Genomic DNA, 19,474 nt, shown 5'->3' on the forward strand with positions numbered 1-19,474 from the left:
AAGTACCTATTTTGAGGAGGCAATTTCGCGTGGCAATTCGTAGAGCGTTAATTAGTGTATCGGACAAGACTGGCATTGTTGAATTTTCTCGTGAGCTGGCAGCTCAAGGCGTGCAAATCATCTCGACAGGCGGTACGTTTAACCTGCTGGAGAAGGAAGGTATCCCGGTTATCGGTATTTCCGACGTAACAGGCTTCCCTGAAATTTTGGACGGCCGCGTTAAAACCCTTCACCCTGCGGTTCACAGCGGACTGCTGGCGATTCGCGACAATGAAGAGCATCAAAAGGTTATGCAGGAGCTTGGCCTGGATTACATCGACCTTGTGGTCGTTAACCTGTACCCGTTCAAGCAAACAATCGCAAACCCTAACGTGGAATATGAGGACGCAATCGAGAACATCGATATCGGCGGTCCTACCATGCTCCGTTCTGCTGCGAAAAACCATGCATTCGTAACGGTAGTTGTTGATGCTAACGATTATGCGGCTGTCATTGAAGAAATCAAAGCCGGCGGCGACACAACCCTCGAAACTCGCAAACGTCTGACGGCAAAAGTATTCCGCCACACGGCTGCCTACGATGCGCTGATCGCGGACTACCTGACCAAGCAAGTTGGCGAAGAGCTGCCTGAGTCTTACACGGTTACTTACGAGAAAGTGCAGGATCTGCGTTACGGCGAGAACCCGCATCAGAAAGCGGCGTTCTACAGCAAACCGCTTGCTCCTGTCGGCAACATCACAACGGCTGAGCAGCTGCACGGCAAAGAATTGTCCTACAACAACATTAACGACGCGAACGCGGCGCTTGCGATCGTCAAGGAATTCGACGAGCCAGCCTGCGTAGCCGTAAAGCATATGAATCCATGCGGCGTTGGCATTGGCGCTGACATCCATGAAGCGTACCAAAAAGCATACGCGGCCGACCCTACTTCGATCTTTGGCGGTATCGTTGCGGCGAACCGTACAATCGGCGCAGAAACTGCCGAGCTGTTGAGCCAAATCTTCCTCGAAATCATCATTGCGCCGGACTTCACGCCTGACGCGCTGGAAGTGCTGACGAAGAAGAAAAATATCCGTCTTCTTAAGCTAGGCGAGCTGGCCGGTTCCGCGGCTGAACGCAAATCCGACTGGCTGTCGACAACGGTTGACGGCGGCTTGCTTGTCCAAGAGAGCGACGTTCGCAGCCTGACCGAAGCGGATCTGCAGTTGGTTACGAACCGCAAGCCGACGGAAGAAGAGCTGAAACAATTGCTCTTCGGATGGAAAGTTGTGAAGCATGTGAAATCGAACGCGATTTTGCTGGCGAAAAACAACATGACCATCGGCGTAGGCGCAGGTCAAATGAACCGCGTTGGCGCAGCGCGTATTGCCATCGAGCAAGCGGGCGAGCAAGCTGCGGGAGCGGTACTTGCTTCCGATGCGTTCTTCCCAATGGGCGATACGGTTGAGCTCGCCGCAAAACACGGCATCACCGCAATCATCCAAACAGGCGGTTCAATCAAGGACGAAGAGTCGATCGCCGCAGCGAATGCGCATAACATCGCGATGGTGATGACGGGCGTTCGCCATTTCAAACACTAAGATAAGCAAAGCTTAAGGTAGCGGAGCTTCTTGTCGCAGCGTGCACGGGTAAGGCATGCGGCGGCAGGACTGCTTCGCTATTAAGCATTTATATTCGCTCACTATCATATCAGGGGGTATATCGAAGCAATGAGAATTTTAGTTGTTGGCGGCGGCGGACGTGAGCATGCGATTGTCTGGGCGCTGAAGAAAAGCGAGAAGGTCAAGGAAGTATTTTGCGCACCGGGCAATGCGGGTATTGCGCAAATTGCCGATTGCGTGCCGATTGCGGTTAACCAATTCGACGAGCTTGTGAAGTTTGCGAAGGATGCGGCGATTGACCTCGTCTTTATCGGTCCGGACGATCCGCTTGCAGCGGGTATCGTAGATGCGTTCGAAGCGCATAACATTCCGGTATACGGCCCGAACAAAGCGGCAGCCGAAATCGAAGGCAGCAAGATCTTCATGAAGGATCTGCTCCGCAAATACAACATTCCTACTGCGAAATACGAGACGTTCACCAATTACGAGTCGGCTCTTGCTTATTTGCGCGAGCAATCCGTTCCAATCGTCATCAAGGCGGACGGGCTTGCGGCAGGTAAAGGCGTAACGGTTGCTTACTCCATGGAAGAAGCGGAGAAAGCGCTGAAGGAAGCGATGGTCGACAAGGTGTTTGGCGAAGCCGGCAACCAGATCGTTATCGAGGAATTCCTGGAAGGCCAAGAGATGTCGATCCTTGCATTTGTAGACGGCGAGACGGTAAAAGCGATGGTACCGGCGCAAGACCATAAGCCGGTATTCGATAACGACAAAGGCCCGAACACAGGCGGCATGGGTACCTATACGCCTCTGCCTCATATCGATCAGGCCATCATCGACGAATCGATCGAGAACATCATCAAGCCAACGGCAAAAGCGATGGTGAGCGAAGGACGTCCGTTCCGCGGCGTATTGTTCGCCGGTCTGATGATCACGAAGGACGGTCCAAAAACAATCGAATTCAACGCGCGTATGGGTGACCCGGAAACTCAAGTTGTTCTGCCTCGTCTGAAGACCGAGCTGGTTGACGTGGTACTCGCATCCCTGAACGGACGCCTGGACCAGCTCGAGCTGGAATGGAGCGACGAAGCAGCGGTATGCGTTATCGTCGCATCGGAAGGCTATCCGGCTTCGTATCCGAAAGGTCGCGAAATTACCGGCCTTGATGCGGCCGAAGCGCAAGGCGCTCTCGTATTCCATGCGGGAACGGCGGAGAAAGACGGCAAGATCGTAACGAGCGGCGGACGCGTGCTTGGCGTGGTAGGCCGAGGCCGAGACATTGCGGAAGCGCGTGCCCGCGCTTACGAAGCGGTTAGCGTTATTCATTTCGATGGCATGCACAGCCGTACCGATATTGCAGCAAAAGCGCTGAAGGGCTAAGCTCTTCGGGCAGCAAAAAGACCTTCTTCTGGCCAGCGGGGCGGAAGAAGGTCTTTTTTCATTAGATCGGTTACTCCTTGTAAAACAACAGGCTGCGTTCAAGGATGATATATACTACGGCAACCACGATGCCGGCGAGCAATAGAACCGTCAGCCAATGGTCCGTTAGCCAGGATATCCACATCGGCATAGGAATCATCTCCTTGGTTGGACATTAATGTGCTGATTATAGATTGAGCAAGGAGCCGCACAACTATTCCTCCCGAAGAGCATTTTATATTGTCGACCCCTCATCATTCGGACAGAATAACAGTATTGACACGATCCTCGTCAGGATGATAATATGAACCCAATAGAATTCATAGTAAACGGGTAGGAATTATAGATAATAAGAATGGAACCGCAGGAGGACTTATCGTTATGGAGAAACAATTATTGCTGCGTCATGAAGAGCTCGAGCTTACCGCCACGCTTCATTATCCGAACGATCACCAGAAGGACAATGCCAAGAAGCAGGCCATTATTATATGCCACGGCTTTATCGGAAGCCGCGTAGGGGTTGACCGGCTGTTCGTAAAGACGGCAAGAGCGCTTGCGGCGCAAGGCTCTTACGTGATCCGGTTCGATTACGGCGGCTGCGGCGAGAGCAACGGGGATTACGGGGCGCTGGGCTTTGACAGCATGATTGATCAGACCCGCACGGTGATTGATTATATTGCCGGCATGGATTGCGTGGACCCAAGACGAATTGTTCTGCTTGGGCATAGCCTTGGAGGTGCGATTGCGCTTCTGACGGCGGTAAGGGATAAACGCGTCAAGCGTCTGGTTATGTGGTCGCCTGTTGCGTATCCGTTTAATGATATTGTAAGGATCGTCGGCCGCGCAGGTTATGACGAGTCGGTTCAGAAGGGCAGTACGGATTATGCGGGCTTTACGCTGCAGCCGGTGTTCTTCGAATCGCTGCTGCAGCATCAGCCGTTCCAAGCGGCAACGCGCTTTGGCGGAGAAGTGCTGCTTGTCCACGGCACTAGCGATGATCTGATTCCGGTTGATTACAGCTTCCTGTACCAGAAGGTATTCTGGACGCGCAGCGACGGGTTATGCGACAAGGAGATTATTTTCCAAGCAAACCATACGTACTCCACCCGCCATCATCAGGAGGAAGCGATCCGCGTAACATCCGAGTGGCTGGAAGGGCTTGATAAGAAACAGCAGGAATGGCATAACTGGAGTATTTAGGAAGACATGTCCCGCTTTTTATGTTTAAATGATAGTAATTGTTTTTTGTACGCTATCATTCTCTACTAAAAGGCGGGGAACTTATGGGAAGTCGTTTTCGCAGGGCATGGTTGATCAGCTTGGTTATTCTACTTGTTTTCGTATCCGCTTGCGGCGGTTCAGGCAAAAATACGGGAGAAACAGGACCTTCTCCCACATTATCCGAGGAACCGGAGGCTGCACCATCGGCTGAACCAACGCCGGAGCTTTCTTTCACGGCCCCTCTTACCGGGCTGAAGCGTGAAGCAGAAGCAACAGCGCGCCCTGTTGCGGTTATGGTCAACAACTTGAAGCCGGCTCGTCCGCAATCGGGGCTCACCAATGCCGATGTGGTGTGGGAAGTACTCGCGGAGGGCGGCATTACGCGGCTGGTGGCGATCTTCCAAAGCACGGACAAGGGTACCGATGCGATTGGACCGATACGCAGCATTCGTCCGTACCTGATTGATATCGGGGAAAGCTACGGCGCTATTCTGGCTCATTCGGGAGCCAGCAATGACGCCTATGATATTTTGCAGCATCAGGACAAGCCTTATCTGGACGAAATCTCGAACGCGGGTCCGTACTTCTGGCGGAGCAAGGATCGCAAGGCTCCCCATAATCTGTACTCGGAGCTGGATAAGCTTCGTGCAGGCGCAGAGAAGAAGGGGTACCGCAGCGACGTTACGGTTCCGGCTTATACCTTTGCGGAAGAAGGAGCAACTGCGTCTGGCGCGGCTGCGTCCTCGATTCAGATTAAATTTTTGCTCAAGGACTACAAGGTCTCCTACGACTATGACGCGGCAAGCGGCTTGTATAAGCGACTCGTCAATGATGAGCCGCATACCGATCTGAATAACGGCGAGCAGCTGAGTGCTTCCAACGTGGTTGTGCTTGGCGCCAATCACAAGACGCTGGATGATGTTGGACGGCTTTCGGTAGATCTGCATGCGGGAGGTTCGGCGTTAATGTTCCAGAAGGGCAAGGTCGTGGAATGCGAATGGGTTCGTGCAAGCGACAATATGGTGAGGCTGATGAAGGATGGCGTCGAGCTTCCTTTTGTACCGGGAAAAACGTTCTTCCAGGTCGTTCCGAATACGCCAACTTTCGCCGAGCATGTGATTTATGGGTAAAAACAATGGATGTCGGACACACTCTAACTAGGTGTAGAGGGTGCCGCAAAAAGAGATTAAAGCGGTGCGTTCCTTTGCGGGACGCATCTTTTTATATTTTTTTTGCAAAAACGAAAACTTTTCATAAATCCTTTACATTCCCTTAACAAATATAAAGTAAACTGTGTTAAGATATTGTGGGCTCATTTCGAAATGATGCCTAACCATCCAGTCGGGTAAAGGGGATTACGATGTTTAAGAAAAAGGATATTTTCTTTAAGACGTTTGAGGAAATGGCGGATACACTGGTTGACGCAATCGAATATTTCGCAAACGGTGTTTCGGACCTGTCGGATGTCACTCAGTTCGCCAAAATCATGAAAGAGCATGAGAGCAGAGGCGACCAGTACGTACATACGATTCTGAAAGAACTGAACAAAACGTTCATTACCCCCATTGAGCGGGAAGATATAATGGCTTTAACAAGTTCGCTTGACGATGTGCTTGACGGCATTGAAGCATGCGCATCGCGCTTTGAAATGTACAATATTCAGGAAAAAGACGAATATATAACGCTGTTTGGCGATATTTTGCTTCGTTCCGCGAACCAAATCAAGAAAGCGATCTATCTCCTTACCGACAAAAAGCTGCTGGCGATCCGCGAGCCTAACATTGCGCTCAACGAGCTGGAGAACCAGGCGGATGACCTGCTCCGCGTTTGTATCAAGAGCCTGTTCACGAATGTGACTGATCCGATTGAACTGATGAAGCGGAAAGAAATCTACGAAATGTTGGAGCAAACGACCGACTACTGCGAAGACGTAGCAAACACGCTGGAATCGATCATTATGCGCAACAGCTAAGCTTACACGGAGAGTAGGAGTCAATTCAAATGGATTCAATCACATTATGGATGGTTGTCATACTTGCGCTCGGTTTCGACTTTATTAACGGTTTCCACGATACGGCGAACGCGATCGCTACGACGGTATCTACCCGTGCCCTTAAACCAAGGGTTGCCATTATTATGGCAGCGTGCATGAACTTTATCGGTGCGGTTACGTTTACGGGCGTTGCGAAAAAAATCGGAAGCGGCGTTGCCAATCCGGCGGATCTGTCGAACGGGGTAGAAATCGTTATCGCGGCCCTAATCTCGGCGATTGCCTGGAACCTGCTTACCTGGTGGTTCGGCATTCCTTCGTCTTCCTCGCATGCTTTGATCGGTTCGCTTGCCGGCGCGGTAGCTTCGGGAGCGGGATTTGATGCCATTAACGCGCACGGGTTTATCGATATCGTTAAGGCGCTTATTTTCTCGCCGTTGATTGCTTTTTCGGCCGGTTTTATCATCATGTGGATCTTAAAGCTAATCTTCGCAAGGACAAGCCCGCATCAGGTGAACAAGGGCTTCCGGTTCGGACAGATCCTGACCGCGGCATTCCAGTCGTTCTCCCATGGTACAAACGACGCGCAGAAAGCGATGGGTATCATTACGTTTGCGCTCGTAGCAGGCGGTATCCAGGATCACTTCGAGGTTCCGCTGTGGGTTAAGATGTCCGCCGCGCTTGCGATGGCTCTTGGTACATCCATTGGCGGATGGAAGATTATTAAGACGATGGGCACGAAGATCTTCAAGATCGAGCCGATTAACGGCTTTGCCGCAGACGTAGGCTCGGCAGGCGTTATCCTGTCGGCAACGATGCTCGAGCTGCCTGTCAGCACAACGCATGTTATCACCTCTTCGATTCTCGGCGTTGGTTCCGCCAAACGCTTCTCCAGCGTGCGCTGGTCGCTTGCCGGGAAGATCGTTATCGCATGGTTTATTACAATTCCGATCACGGCGCTATTTGCAGCAGGCGTGTATTGGGTAATTGATACGGTATTTATGTAAGAATAAAATAAAAGTGCCGGGGATGGTCCCCGGCACTTTTTATTTTATTCATTGCACCTGCCACAGGGCAGGTACGTTCGAAGGCTCCCATCCGGTGAGGGAAGTATGAGCCTGAAGGCATTTATAAGTAGCTCCGTTATACGTAACCAAGGTTCCTGCAGCATAAGCCGTATTTGGCGCCCAGGCAGGCGCGCCCGTAGACGCTGCCGTTGTGCCGCTGACCGTGCTGGCGGACGATTGGTTGCCGGCCGCATCGATGGCATAAACGGCGAAGTTATAGGTTGTGCCTGCGGCAAGACCGGTAACGGTATAGGATGTTGCGGTACCGGAGGTCGTTGCGACTAGCGTGGACCCGTTATAAATTTTGTAGCCGGTAACGCCTACGTTATCGGTAGACGGACTCCACATCAGCATCATGCTGGAGGAGGTTGGAGTACCCATGATATGAAGTCCTCCCGGTGCGGTAGGTGCCGATGTATCGACGGCCGGAGGCGCCGTTGTCGTAATGCTCAGGCTGTTGCTAGCGGCGGATTCGTTGCCTGCGGCATCAACCGCTTTTACGGTAAACGTATAGGCCGTGCTTGCCGTGAGGCCGGTAACGGTATAGCTGGTGCCCGTTGCCGTTCCGGCTAGCGTGGTGCCTCTATAAATTTTGTAGCCTGTAACGCCAACGTTATCGGTCGAAGCATTCCAGGACAAGGATACGCTTGTCGCTGCCGTAGCGGTTGCCGCAAGAGAAGCTGGTGCTGAAGGAGCCGTTGTGTCGACGGGATTCGAACCGGTAAAGTTAACGTCGATGACGTTATAGAAAGCATTGGCCGTATCGGCAACCTCCCACACGGCGAGGATGACATGGTAGCCGCTTCGCTCGGGTACGTTGCATGTATTGGAGTAGGAGAACGGTGGCTGCGCGCCGTTATAAGCAACGGAGCAGAAAGGTGTCAGATCAAAGGAATCGCGGGTAAGAGCGGCATTGGGGTTCCAGGTCGGCTTGGTAATATAGTACTTCCAGCTTGCGGTTGAATGATTGGCCGTCAGCTTCCAGGTGAAGGTGTTTGTGCCCGAGGAAATGTTCACTTTCGCCCAGCGGGTTGCGGATTGCTCATCCAGCTTGGGAAAAGCACCGTTTGCGCTTGCGATTTTGCCGTCGGCAGGTCCTGCTGCTGGGAAGCCTTTAGGGGCTTCCAGGCTTTGCGGCTCATATACGATTGAACCGCAATCGGTGTTTGCTCCGCTTTTGCACAGCGCTGCCCGGCTGGCCGGTCCTTCCACATAGCCATGCGAGTACGCTTTTGCCGTCGTGAACAGCATGGAGACGGCGGCAAGCACGAGAAGAGCGCAAATCGTCATGATCTTGAATGGAGCAGGCCGCGACAGTCGTAATACAGTCATTATTCATACCTCCTAATAATTTGTTTATATAAACTCGGGGGAGCTTATATCGGGCAAACAAGGATCGGGTACAATGGCTGCAGCGATAAAGTTGTTTAAAAAGTTATAAGGTTATAATGATTGTAGTTGAAGTTAAGAAAATCCTCATGAGTCTTTTGGAGTAAAATTCCAAAATTATGAAATTTATGTTCAAAATATAGCTCTACCCGTGCAAAAACAAGTGTTGAATTTGACAACCAACGTCAGAAAGCGTTTATTCGACAATGCGGCTAGTTCTATAGTCATGGCGGAGCATAGACCAATCTTGCATAACTCGACAAACGGGCAAATAAAAAACCACCCCGTCTGCAGCCGGAAGCTGCAATCGGGGTGGTTCAGTAGGCATTGCTAATTAACGCTGCCGCTTCCGCTTGCGGCGTCTGCCGGCGGAGCCCGTTGGTTTTCTGCGGCGTTTGCGTTTCTTCGGTACGAATTCGATATCTTCGTCCGCCGCGTCGCTGCCGGAGTCCTTTTTGAAGGAGCCCAGAATGACCTTGACGAGAGGAGCCATCTGCGACACACTGGATACGACCTTTTGAACCTTGCCCACCGTGGTCAGAATGCCATCCAGTCCGCCAATCCGGTCAACAAAGCCTTTGATCTCGGTCAAGCTTGGCATGCTAAAGCCGCCGGCTTTGGCCGGTGTTGTCGTCTCCACCAATTCTGCCGCCGTAGCCGGCACGACGACAGGCAGGCTTTCCTCATGTTGTATAATAGTCTCTTCCGTCGAAAAGACAGGTGGCGCAGGTGGAATCGGGGCGCCGTCCGTACCGAAGCCAAGAGGATTCTGGAAGCTGTTAAATCCCTGACTAGTCTGGTTACGGGCATAGCCGCGCCGGTGATGGCCGCTGTGCGGTGAGTGCGGCGGATACTGGTGAGGGTTCGAATGCCCGCCCCCGCCAGGATAGTTCCGGTAATTCACGCGGATCACAACCTTTTTTCAAAGTTTATGGAACAATGTCTTCCCTACTCCGTCCGCTTCCACATGGGGGATTAGCCTGCACGCAGGTCTGGTCCCGTATGCCGTATAGGGAAGTATTCTTGGTATTAGTCTATGGCATAGGCAAACATGACGATTGGACGAATGCCCTTTTTTTATATAAATAATGCGGATATTTACCTACGGGCTGCTCTTCCGTCCTGTAAAGCGTGAATACGGTAATGCTTGAAAAAACCCCCTAAAAAAGCTACAATGTGAGCATTAGACATTAATGACAATGCCTGAAATGCGCGTGTAATCACGCCCCTGAGGAGTGGATGATAATGCAGCTTAAGAAGCTGAACGATAAAGCAATCGATCAATTATTCGAAGCGATTCTTACCCTTAAATCCGTTGAGGAATGTTATATCTTTTTTGATGATCTGTGCACGGTGAACGAAATCCAGTCGTTGTCGCAGCGTCTCGAAGTTGCGCGCATGCTGGGCAAGGGCAGCACGTACAACCAAATCGAGGCAGAGACAGGCGCCAGCACGGCGACGATTTCCCGGGTTAAGCGCTGTTTGAATTATGGCAACGATGGGTATAAAATGACTTTAGAGCGTTTAGGCAGATAGTGCCATGAAACCGGGCATTCTCGTGATCAGTCATGGTTCGAGGGAAGCTGAATGGGTTCGGCTGGTTGACGAGGCGGTTGCTGCCGCTGCAGCCTCTCCGCAAGTACAAGGCGTGCCGGTCTATTCTTCTTTTCTCGAAATTGTTGAAGGCCGTTTGATTCAGGATGGCATAGATGCGTTGGAAGAGCAGGGAGTAACGGATTTATTCGTGCTTCCTTTGTTCCTTTCGTCCGGCAGCACGCATGTCGATGAGATCGGGCAGGCATTTGGCCTGCCGCCGGTAGCCGAGCTTGAAGGCGATCTTGGCCTCTTCCGGGTTAACGCCAAGGTTCATTACGGCATGCCGATTGACGACGATCCCGATATAGCGGAGCTGCTGCTGTCGAATATTAAGCCGCTGTCTGTTCAGCCTGAAAGAGAGACGGTTATGCTTATTGCGCATGGTAGCCGGGAAAAGGTTTTCCATGAACGCTGGCAGCACGGTCTGAACCAGCTCGCGGAAAGGCTTCGGAAGCTGGGCGGATTCGCTCACTCCGCCACGGCGATGCTGCTGCCCGACCAAGCGGCGGATCATTTGAGAGCTTTGCAAGAGGAGCGGCCAAATGAAGCGGTAATCGTCGTTCCTTTATTTTTGAGCAAGGGTTATTTTACGAATACGGTCATTCCATCGCGGCTGCAGGGTCTGGATTACCGGTACAACGGGCAGGCTATGCTGCCTCATCCGGCTATTGAGCGGTGGCTGGAGCGGCGTATGACGGCTTGGCTTCAGGAGAGGTAAGTGACCGTTTTTTGAAAGAAATGGTGGGTTAATCGATGAAGCGTGCAAGATTGATTTACAACCCGACATCGGGAAGAGAAGAGATGAAACGTCGTCTCCCGGATATTCTGCAGAAGCTGGATCAGGCAGGAATCGAGACCAGCTGCCACGCGACGATTGGAGCGGGAGATGCAACGATCGCCGCAGCGGATGCAGCGGAGCGGGATTATGATCTGATTATCGCGGCAGGCGGCGACGGAACCATCTATGAGGTTATTAACGGAATGGCCAATAAGCCTAACCGGCCTCCTCTTGGCATTTTACCGCTGGGAACAACGAATGATTTCGCCCGCGCGATGGGCATCCCGAAGCATTGGGAATACGCGTGCGATCTGATTATCCAGAATTACACGCGGCCGATTGACGTCGGTCAAGCGAATGAGCGTTATTTCATTAATATCGCGGGAGGCGGCTCGCTGACCGAGCTGACCTATGATGTGCCGATTAAGCTGAAGACGATGATCGGGCAGCTGGCGTATTATTTGAAAGGCTTGGAGAAGATGACCCGCTTAAGCCCGACGGAGTTAATTATCGAAGCAGAAGGGGTAGGCAAATTCCACGAGGAATTTATGCTTTTCCTGATCTGCAACAGCAATTCGGTTGGCGGATTCGAGAAGCTGGCGCCGGATGCGAAGCCGGATGACGGGCTGTTTGACGTCGTGCTTCTCCGGAAATGCAACCTGGCCGAGTTTATCCGGATCGCTACGCTGGCACTTCGGGGCGAGCATTTGAACGATTCGCATGTGATTCATTTCCGCACGAATAAGATGAAGGTCACTTCACCAAGTTATGTGCAGATTAACCTAGATGGTGAATACGGCGGTACGCTGCCTTTTACGTTCTCGGTGTTGCCGTCGCATCTGCAGATTTTTGCCGACGAGCATGGTGAAGCTTCCTATCGCAATCGCTGATAGCAATTGGAATAAACCTCTAATAACAGGCCTGGTGCTTGTTGTTGGAGGTTTATTTCTTTATGCAGATGCATTACACTATAGGGATAATAGCACGAGGAAGCGGAGAGCAATGATGAATAGAAATCATACGCGTAATGCGGGTTCAAATAGAAAAAGCCATACACAAGGCGGCCGGAAAAGCGGAGGAGCGGGAAGAGCACCTTCGCAGGCTGTTGTGGATGCGCCGGTGCAAAAAAACGATGAGGTTGTTGTCGACATCATCGGTCTGACCCATGACGGCGAGGGGGTTGGCCGGGCGGACGGTTATACCTTGTTCATTCAGGGAGCACTGCCAGGCGAGCGTGTACGGGCGAAAGTGATGAAGGTGAAAAAAGCATACGGCTACGCGCGCCTTCAAGAGCTCCTGGATGCAAGCGCGGACCGCGTTGTACCGGTATGCGGCATTTACGACAAATGCGGCGGCTGCCAGCTCCAGCATATGGACTATGCCGCGCAGCTGAACTGGAAGCGGCAGCATGTCGTCGATGCGCTGGAGCGGATCGGGAAGCTGCGGATTGCAGGCGACGGAGAGGCGGCGTCCGGAATTATCGTTCATCCAACGGTAGGGATGAACGATCCTTGGCGCTACCGCAATAAGGCGCAGGTGCCGGTCGGGGTATCGGCGGGAGACGGAGAGCTGGTTGCGGGCTTTTACGCCAAGGGCAGCCATCGCATTATCGATACGGATGAATGCCATATTCAGCATGACCGCAACGATGAGGTTGTCCGGATTGTGAAGGCGATCGGCCGCGAGCTTGGCGTTTCAGCCTATAATGAGGAAACCGGGCAAGGACTGCTGCGTCATGTCATGACGCGGACAGGCTTTGTAAGCGGCGAGATTATGGTCGTGCTTGTGACGAACGGACGCAAGCTGCCGGAAGCCCAGCAATGGGTGGAACGGATTCGCGCTGCGCTGCCGGAAGTAAAAAGCATTGTGCAGAACGTAAACACGCGAGATACGAATGTCATCTTTGGCGACGAGACGCGGGTGTTATGGGGCAGCGAGGTTATCTATGACGAGCTTGACGGTATCCGATTCGCGATCTCGGCGCGTTCATTCTATCAGGTGAACCCGGCACAGACGGTAGCGCTCTACCGGACAGCCGTTGATTATGCGCAGCTGACAGGCAAGGAGTCCGTTATCGACGCTTATTGCGGCATCGGGACGATCTCGTTGTTCCTCGCACGGAAGGCTGGCCGGGTCTACGGCGTGGAAATTGTGCCGGAAGCAATCGAGGATGCGAAGCGGAATGCGGAATTGAACGGCATCGGCAACGCTTCGTTTGAAGCCGGTCCGGCGGAAGTAGTCATCCCGCGCTGGCGCGAAGAGGGAATTATCCCCGACGTTATCGTCGTGGACCCGCCGCGCAAGGGCTGCGACCCGGCGCTGCTGGATACCATTCTGAAGATGCAGCCGGAGCGGGTGGTGTACGTCAGCTGCAATCCTTCCACGCTGGCACGCGACTTGCGCACGCTCGAAGACGGAGGCTATAAGACGGTGGAGGTTACGCCGGTTGATATGTTCCCATGGACGAGTCACGTGGAGAGTGTCGTGTCGCTCGTAAGGAAGTAGTAGTTAAGAGCCGTATTTACCCCCGCAAATCACGGGAAATGTGGTGTAAGAAAACGGCGTCTAAATCTACCTCTGTAATCTGCATCGATAAGTCTGCATCGATAAGTCTGCATCGTTACCCCTTCCCTTCTTCTTGCTTAAAACTTAGGTTTGCACGTGAATGAACCGTCCGGAAGTGGACGGTTTTCTTTCGTTCAAAAAAAGACCTCATCGTGATGTTTGCGTTCAACGCCTCGCAGATATTTGCAGGACACATTTCCTTTAATGATGTTATTATTTAGTTAATCTACTTACTTATTGCTCATCTAGAATATTGGAGGTCGGCTTCATAATGAGGGGTATTCCCCGATTCGGTTCTCGTACTATCTTGCTTTATATAGCTGCTGCCGTTGTTGTTGGTTTGATTGCAAGCTATGCCGTCATCTCTGTACCGGACTCCCCTAAGTTCCAAAGTAAAGAAGGCATTCTGGATTTAACGCAGGTTCATGTAAGTAAGAATCCGCAAAAGTTAGAAGGGGAGTGGGCGTTCTACTGGCAAGAGCTGCTCTCACCTGAGAATCTACAGATTCGTTCGGCAAGGGACGGAAATAATGACCGCTGGATCAGCGTCCCGGGCTCGTGGCTAGGCTATCGGTTAGATGGTCAGCAGCTGAACGGTACAGGCTTTGCAACATTTCGGTTGGTCATAGAGCTTAGCGAGCAGGATAAGAATGAGCGGCTTGCTCTGCGGCTGCCTACCATCTTTCATGCGTATAAATTATGGGTTAATGGCGAGCTATTGACAGAAGTCGGTGTAGTTGGTAAGGACAAGAGCAGCGTGACACCGCAGCTGGCAACGAAGCTGGTGTTCTTCCAGCCCGAGAATGACAGGGTGGAGCTGGTTATGCAAGTAGCCAACTTCCATCATAAGCGAGGCGGCATTACCAAGTATATCGAGCTGGGCGGCAGTGATATGTTAACGGTTAGGACAAATCTGAAAATCGCCGCTGAAATGTTCATCACCGCAAGCCTGCTGGTGATTGGCGTGTATCACCTGCTGTTATACATACTGCGACGCAAAGACAGGGCTACATTGTATTTTGGTCTGTTCACCATGTTGTTCGGTATCCGATCCTTGCTGGTCGGCGAGCACTTGATCACACAATGGTGGCCAGCTGTTCCATGGGAACTGCAGTTCAAGATCGAGTACCTGATTTTGTGCAGCGGTGGATACATCATAACGATGTACTCTGAATGCATCTTTCCTAATTATGTGTCGCGTTGGTTTCTTCTTGGCTCGCGGATCGTAACAGGCGCATTCTGTATCCTTGTTGTGGTGACTCCAGCAATTATATATACAAAATTATTACTGATAATCGGTGTGATGGTTGTTCTTCATATGGTTTATCTAATGGTTGGACTGGTCTACGCGGCTGTGCGGCGTAGGGAGGGGGCGCTGATCTTCCTGCTCGTGTCGGTGGTTGCTTTAGCTACTGTCATCAACGATTTTTTATATTACAACGAATGGTCGAAGATCGGTAATACATCTCCGCTTGGTCTATTGGTGTTTACGATCGCACAGATGATTCTACTTTCTTCGAGATTTACGAGGGCGGCATCGAACGAGGAGAGGATTGCACGTGAGCTGCAGGACGCTAACAACAAGCTGACCGAAATGAACATGAATTTGGAACGGACCGTGCAGGAACGCACACAGGCCTTATCCGCAGCTCATGATGATCTCCGTACTTCCTATGACCGGTTGCTTCACTCTGAACAAGGGAGGAAGAAGCTCCTTGCCTATATAACGCATGATCTGCGTTTACCGCTGTCCAGCATGCTTGGGTATGTAGAAGCTATCCAGGACAGGGTCAAGCCGGAACATAATGAACAGTACCTGAAGTATATCCGGGATAACACGATAAGGATTAACCGCATGATCGAGGAGTTGTCCCTCTTGTCGCATCTAGAGACGGGACAAGTCTCGTACCGAATGGAGCCGGTCCATCTGATTCATTTCTTGCGTGGTTTTTTTGAACAATATGAGTTGGTTGTGCGTGACGCGGAGTTGGATTTCATGCTGGATATCGGAGAAGCGGAAGATCAACGACCTAACTTGCCTATTGTCGAGATGGATGCGCAAAGATTAGATCAGGCTTTGTTTAATCTAGTGTCGAACGCGATGAAGTTCACCACTAGGGGGGGGCTGGTGCGTATTGCGCTAGCTGTGGACGAGGTGAATCATACCCGCAATGCGATAATTAGCGTACAAGATTCTGGTATGGGTATTCCTCCAGATCAGCTCGAGCAAATCTTCGATCGCAATTACAGGTATGATCGACCTGGCGTGGAGAAGGGTGTAGAGGGCAGCGGGCTCGGCCTGGCGATTTGCAGGGAAATCGTACAAGCGCATGGAGGGACGGTTCGAGCGGAGAGCGACGGCAAGACAGGGTCGATATTCTATGTATCGCTTCCTTGTATTGTAAATGAAGAAAGGTGACGGTGTGGTGGACACTTACAAAATAATGATCGTCGATGATGATCCCCATATATGCGAGATTGTTCAGGTGTATTGCGAGAGGGAGGGTTTCATATCCTCCTACAGTCATACTGGGACAGACGCCATGAAGCTGCTTGAGTCTTTCCAGCCGGATTTGATTGTACTGGATGTACTGTTGGCAAATGAAAACGGTATTGATTGGTGCATGAAGGCACGTAGCTACACGAATGCGCCGATCGTGTTTCTGAGCAGCCGTGAGGAAGACGAAGTGAAAATCAACGCATTATCCTATGGCGGTGACGATTATGTGACCAAGCCGTTCAGCCCTGGAGTACTCATGGCCAAGATCAAAGCTCATCTTCGCAGAGTGTCGACGGGCAGAAGGGAACAACTGCTGGAGTTACCGGATTTGACGTTGGATTTCTACGCACAGTCCGTCAACATGGGTAGTGAAACCATCTTTTTATCGAAAAAAGAGTTCAGCCTATTGTCCTATCTGGCACAAAATGTTAATCGTGTCGTCAGTGTCGATACGTTGTTTCAGCTTATCTGGGGAATGGAGAGTCTGGAGGATACGAGAACGGTCGCTGTACATATCAGTAATTTACGCAAAAAAATCGAGGCTGACCCTGCCCATCCCGAGAGAGTTATTACGATTCGGGGGGCTGGATATATGCTGGTTGCAAGAAGTGCGTTGCAAGCTCGAACGTAGTTAAGGCTGATAGCTGCAATGGATTCGGCTGCTTATCTAGCGAAACTCATACTACAAGTCTCCCACATTGTCCTCAAAGTGTTCGCATGAGAGAGCGGATTCCAGACTTCATACAAGACAACCTCCATTTCCACACATGATAAAGTGGAGATGGAGGTTGTTTTTGCATATGGAATATTTTTAGAAAATTAACGGAGCAATTGCAGTACGCCTTGCGGCTGTTGGTTAGCTTGAGACAACATAGCTTGTGCTGCTTGAGTAAGAATGTTGTTCTTCGTGAACTCCATCATTTCCTTCGCCATGTCCACATCACGGATACGCGACTCAGCGGCCGTAAGGTTCTCAGAAGCAGCTCCAAGGTTGTTAATTGTGTGCTCCAAACGATTTTGGTATGCACCTAATTTGGAACGTTCGGAGGATACAGCATTAATGGAATTGTCTAGTACTTTGATTGCTGCAGAAGCCTTAGTTGCATCCGAAACATCAAGGGAGTACTCACTATTAACATTATCAGTGCCATTATTGGTGTCTTTCGTAGTTGTCCAAGCAGCACCCGCAATCACATTTCCACTTCTATCTTTAATGACTGCAGATGCATCGGCAGAACTTAGTCCGAGAGCACTTGCACGCATGTCTGCAACATTCATGGACAAAGACTGACCTTGATTTGCTCCGACTTGCATCGACAAGGACCTATCCTCAACGCTGCCTTCAACTGTAAAAACGGCTTGACCATTCGTTTTTGCGCCAATATCTACTTTGAGACCATTTCCAAAATCGATCGTGGAGTTGGCTGCAATAGCAGATTTCGTAGTCGTATCACCAGTTGTTGTGTTTGTCAGCTTAGCGTTTGTCGTTGTTCCGGCAGTAACGTTAAATCCATGAGTGGCAGGGCCAGTAAGTGTACCGACCTTGAAATCTACGCCATTACCCAGGTTATAAGTGCCGCCATCCTCAACTATAACGGTTTGCGCGCCAACCACAGCTCCGCCGCCGGCATTTTGGACTGTTGCAGTATAAGCGTCTGCCGTACCAACGGAAAGGTCGTAAGTTTTAGAATCGCTATACGTTGTAATATCAGCAGCTGTATTAACGCTTACTCCGTCTGCAAAGGTAACTGTGTTGCCGGCAGTAAATGTTACTGCGGGTCCGCCGTCCAATGATGCTGTAAGCGCATTAGTGACAGTAAAGCTATCCGTTCCGTTCCTAATTGTGTTACCAACGCCGTGGTCAATCTTGAAATCTCCAATCGTTACACTATCTGCAGCAGTGACACCTGCAACAATAGTAGCAGCACCTACGGTGTTGCCGCCTTGACTTAATGTAACCTTAGTGCTTACGTCAAAAGTTTGGGATTTTCCGTCTGCTGAGGCTGTTGCTAATTTGCCGTTAACCCCAGTAGTGGTTGTAAAGCTCACACCGAAGTCAGTAGCTGGGCTTCCTGCTAACTTGAATTGATAATTTTGTACGTTGTCATCAAGAATAACTTTTTCTGATAAAGCCGTAGTGCCGTCGGTATCCATTAATGTAACACTATAAATACCGCTGCCTTCATCTTTATAAGCAAGCTGATATCCTGTTCCATTATTCAGTGCCGAAGTATTATCCAAACTCAAAGTAAGGGCGTTAGCTGCACCTGCGCCAACAGTACCATTGCTTACCGTACCTAAAACGCCTTCTGTTTTTACATTATAGATTCCAGATACTCCGTTGGTGCCTGTAACCGTAATACCATTGGCCGTAAGACCTGTATTGCTGCCGGTGAATGCGCCGATTGCAACAGAATCTGTTCTTGTAATTGTTACATCATGTGCACCATCAGCCAAAGTAGAATTAGGATTAATCGAAACGGCTGTTACAGAGCCGGCTGGTGTTGTAAGCGATGCATTCTTCGCTTGCGTTTGATCAATGCGAATTTCATAATCGCCGCTCAGAGCTGAGTTTGCTCCAACGCTAACGTTAGTAACTACACTATCAGCAGTGTGGGTTGCGGATTTCGTTACAGTATCTATAACATCTATTGTATAATTTCCTGCCTTCAGAGAACTGTTCTTATCTAAATCCGGATTCGAAATCGTCGTCGTTCCCGCATTGAAAGGACTAGTTGTCTTATCAATCGTTACAACACCGGATTTATCCGAAATGCCCCCATTTAACAGTTTTTTCGTGTTGAACTCGGTCGTATTGCCAATACGGTTAATTTCAGCCGTCAATTGGTTCATTTCCTTCTGAATTTCGCCGCGATCATCGGCAGTGTTCGTATCGTTGGCAGCTTGCGTTGCTAGTTCTTTCATACGTTGAAGGATGCTGTGCGTTTCGGTCAACGCGCCTTCTGCCGTCTGAATCAAGGAAATCGAATCTTGCGCATTGCGCTGTGCTTGATCCAATCCGCGGATTTGTGAGCGCATTTTTTCGGAAATCGCAAGACCTGCAGCGTCGTCGCCCGCACGGTTGATACGAAGACCCGAAGATAATTTCTCTAAAGATTTGCCTGATGCTGCTGTGTTACCTGCTAATTGGCGGTGCGTGTTCTGTGCTGCGATGTTGTGGTTAATTCTCATTTCTCATTACCTCCATGTGGTGTGTTTTAAGGATGGCTATCCGTTGGCATCCTTTGAAGCGTATATCTTGTACTCACAAGTCATTGATGGATTGCGCGCTAATCCACAACAAGGATTTGTAAGTCAAACGGTTATCTTCCTTGACTTCGCCACTCGTCC

At 50.7% G+C, this 19,474-nt stretch carries 15 protein-coding genes; 12 read left to right on the forward strand and 3 right to left on the reverse strand.

Annotation, left to right across the window (positions count from 1 at the left end; all coding sequences use genetic code 11):
• Window positions 1–29: 29 nt before the first annotated feature.
• The 6 genes from purH (at window position 30) to WFJ73_RS27665 (ending at window position 7,235) form a co-directional block, all read left to right on the forward strand.
• Complete coding sequence (gene purH / locus WFJ73_RS27640) at window positions 30–1,580, forward strand: bifunctional phosphoribosylaminoimidazolecarboxamide formyltransferase/IMP cyclohydrolase (protein WP_336776153.1); 1,551 nt, start codon at window positions 30–32, stop codon at window positions 1,578–1,580.
• Between the two features lie 129 nt (window positions 1,581–1,709).
• A complete protein-coding gene (gene purD, locus WFJ73_RS27645; RefSeq protein ID WP_336776154.1) occupies window positions 1,710–2,978 on the forward strand; it encodes a phosphoribosylamine--glycine ligase in 1,269 nt (422 codons plus the stop codon).
• A gap of 420 nt (window positions 2,979–3,398) precedes the next feature.
• Window positions 3,399–4,217 (forward strand): alpha/beta hydrolase, encoded by an 819-nt coding sequence (locus WFJ73_RS27650; protein WP_336776155.1) that lies wholly within the window; start codon window positions 3,399–3,401, stop codon window positions 4,215–4,217.
• A gap of 83 nt (window positions 4,218–4,300) precedes the next feature.
• A complete protein-coding gene (locus WFJ73_RS27655; protein ID WP_336776156.1) occupies window positions 4,301–5,368 on the forward strand; it encodes a DUF3048 domain-containing protein in 1,068 nt (355 codons plus the stop codon).
• A gap of 230 nt (window positions 5,369–5,598) precedes the next feature.
• Entirely contained in the window at window positions 5,599–6,210 is a 612-nt protein-coding gene (locus WFJ73_RS27660) for a DUF47 domain-containing protein (RefSeq protein ID WP_336776157.1), read from the forward strand.
• A 29-nt stretch (window positions 6,211–6,239) separates the two neighbouring features.
• Window positions 6,240–7,235, forward strand: a complete 996-nt coding sequence (locus tag WFJ73_RS27665) for an inorganic phosphate transporter (protein ID WP_015842502.1) — start codon at window positions 6,240–6,242, stop codon at window positions 7,233–7,235.
• A gap of 48 nt (window positions 7,236–7,283) precedes the next feature.
• Here WFJ73_RS27665 and WFJ73_RS27670 read toward each other — a convergent pair whose 3' ends face one another.
• Entirely contained in the window at window positions 7,284–8,627 is a 1,344-nt protein-coding gene (locus WFJ73_RS27670; RefSeq protein WP_336776158.1) for a lytic polysaccharide monooxygenase, read from the reverse strand.
• A gap of 391 nt (window positions 8,628–9,018) precedes the next feature.
• A complete protein-coding gene (locus tag WFJ73_RS27675; RefSeq protein ID WP_336776159.1) occupies window positions 9,019–9,588 on the reverse strand; it encodes a hypothetical protein in 570 nt (189 codons plus the stop codon).
• Between the two features lie 341 nt (window positions 9,589–9,929).
• Between WFJ73_RS27675 and WFJ73_RS27680 the strand changes: the two genes are divergently transcribed.
• From WFJ73_RS27680 to WFJ73_RS27705, 6 genes are all read left to right on the forward strand, one after another.
• Complete coding sequence (locus WFJ73_RS27680) at window positions 9,930–10,220, forward strand: YerC/YecD family TrpR-related protein (protein ID WP_015842506.1); 291 nt, start codon at window positions 9,930–9,932, stop codon at window positions 10,218–10,220.
• A gap of 4 nt (window positions 10,221–10,224) precedes the next feature.
• Window positions 10,225–10,998 (forward strand): sirohydrochlorin chelatase, encoded by a 774-nt coding sequence (locus tag WFJ73_RS27685; RefSeq protein WP_336776160.1) that lies wholly within the window; start codon window positions 10,225–10,227, stop codon window positions 10,996–10,998.
• Between the two features lie 35 nt (window positions 10,999–11,033).
• A complete protein-coding gene (locus WFJ73_RS27690; RefSeq protein WP_336776161.1) occupies window positions 11,034–11,948 on the forward strand; it encodes a diacylglycerol kinase in 915 nt (304 codons plus the stop codon).
• Between the two features lie 115 nt (window positions 11,949–12,063).
• Complete coding sequence (rlmD, locus tag WFJ73_RS27695) at window positions 12,064–13,563, forward strand: 23S rRNA (uracil(1939)-C(5))-methyltransferase RlmD (protein ID WP_442955999.1); 1,500 nt, start codon at window positions 12,064–12,066, stop codon at window positions 13,561–13,563.
• Between the two features lie 331 nt (window positions 13,564–13,894).
• Window positions 13,895–16,042 (forward strand): ATP-binding protein, encoded by a 2,148-nt coding sequence (locus WFJ73_RS27700; RefSeq protein ID WP_336776163.1) that lies wholly within the window; start codon window positions 13,895–13,897, stop codon window positions 16,040–16,042.
• Window positions 16,043–16,049: 7 nt separating this feature from the next.
• Window positions 16,050–16,754: a response regulator transcription factor gene (locus tag WFJ73_RS27705; protein ID WP_336776164.1), complete on the forward strand. Its 705-nt coding sequence runs from the start codon at window positions 16,050–16,052 to the stop codon at window positions 16,752–16,754.
• A gap of 188 nt (window positions 16,755–16,942) precedes the next feature.
• Here WFJ73_RS27705 and WFJ73_RS27710 read toward each other — a convergent pair whose 3' ends face one another.
• Window positions 16,943–19,315 carry a flagellin N-terminal helical domain-containing protein gene (locus WFJ73_RS27710; RefSeq protein ID WP_336776165.1) on the reverse strand — a complete coding sequence of 791 codons (2,373 nt, stop codon included), beginning with the start codon at window positions 19,313–19,315 and terminating at the stop codon, window positions 16,943–16,945.
• Between the last annotated feature and the right edge of the window lie 159 nt (window positions 19,316–19,474).

Origin of the sequence: Paenibacillus sp. MMO-58, assembly GCF_037146255.1 — a bacterium.
Classification (GTDB): Bacteria; Bacillota; Bacilli; order Paenibacillales; family Paenibacillaceae; genus Pristimantibacillus.

What these genes read in the sequence shown, in the direction of transcription:
- WFJ73_RS27700 (WP_336776163.1), top strand. Translation starts at nt 13,895, where the DNA reads ATGAGGGGTATTCCCCGATTCGGTTCTCGTACTATCTTGCTTTATATA.
- WFJ73_RS27660 (WP_336776157.1), top strand. Translation starts at nt 5,599, where the DNA reads ATGTTTAAGAAAAAGGATATTTTCTTTAAGACGTTTGAGGAAATGGCG.
- WFJ73_RS27710 (WP_336776165.1), bottom strand. Translation starts at nt 19,315, where the DNA reads ATGAGAATTAACCACAACATCGCAGCACAGAACACGCACCGCCAATTA.
- purD (WP_336776154.1), top strand. Translation starts at nt 1,710, where the DNA reads ATGAGAATTTTAGTTGTTGGCGGCGGCGGACGTGAGCATGCGATTGTC.
- rlmD (WP_442955999.1), top strand. Translation starts at nt 12,064, where the DNA reads ATGAATAGAAATCATACGCGTAATGCGGGTTCAAATAGAAAAAGCCAT.
- WFJ73_RS27685 (WP_336776160.1), top strand. Translation starts at nt 10,225, where the DNA reads ATGAAACCGGGCATTCTCGTGATCAGTCATGGTTCGAGGGAAGCTGAA.
- WFJ73_RS27690 (WP_336776161.1), top strand. Translation starts at nt 11,034, where the DNA reads ATGAAGCGTGCAAGATTGATTTACAACCCGACATCGGGAAGAGAAGAG.
- WFJ73_RS27655 (WP_336776156.1), top strand. Translation starts at nt 4,301, where the DNA reads ATGGGAAGTCGTTTTCGCAGGGCATGGTTGATCAGCTTGGTTATTCTA.
- WFJ73_RS27650 (WP_336776155.1), top strand. Translation starts at nt 3,399, where the DNA reads ATGGAGAAACAATTATTGCTGCGTCATGAAGAGCTCGAGCTTACCGCC.
- WFJ73_RS27680 (WP_015842506.1), top strand. Translation starts at nt 9,930, where the DNA reads ATGCAGCTTAAGAAGCTGAACGATAAAGCAATCGATCAATTATTCGAA.
- WFJ73_RS27665 (WP_015842502.1), top strand. Translation starts at nt 6,240, where the DNA reads ATGGATTCAATCACATTATGGATGGTTGTCATACTTGCGCTCGGTTTC.
- WFJ73_RS27670 (WP_336776158.1), bottom strand. Translation starts at nt 8,627, where the DNA reads ATGACTGTATTACGACTGTCGCGGCCTGCTCCATTCAAGATCATGACG.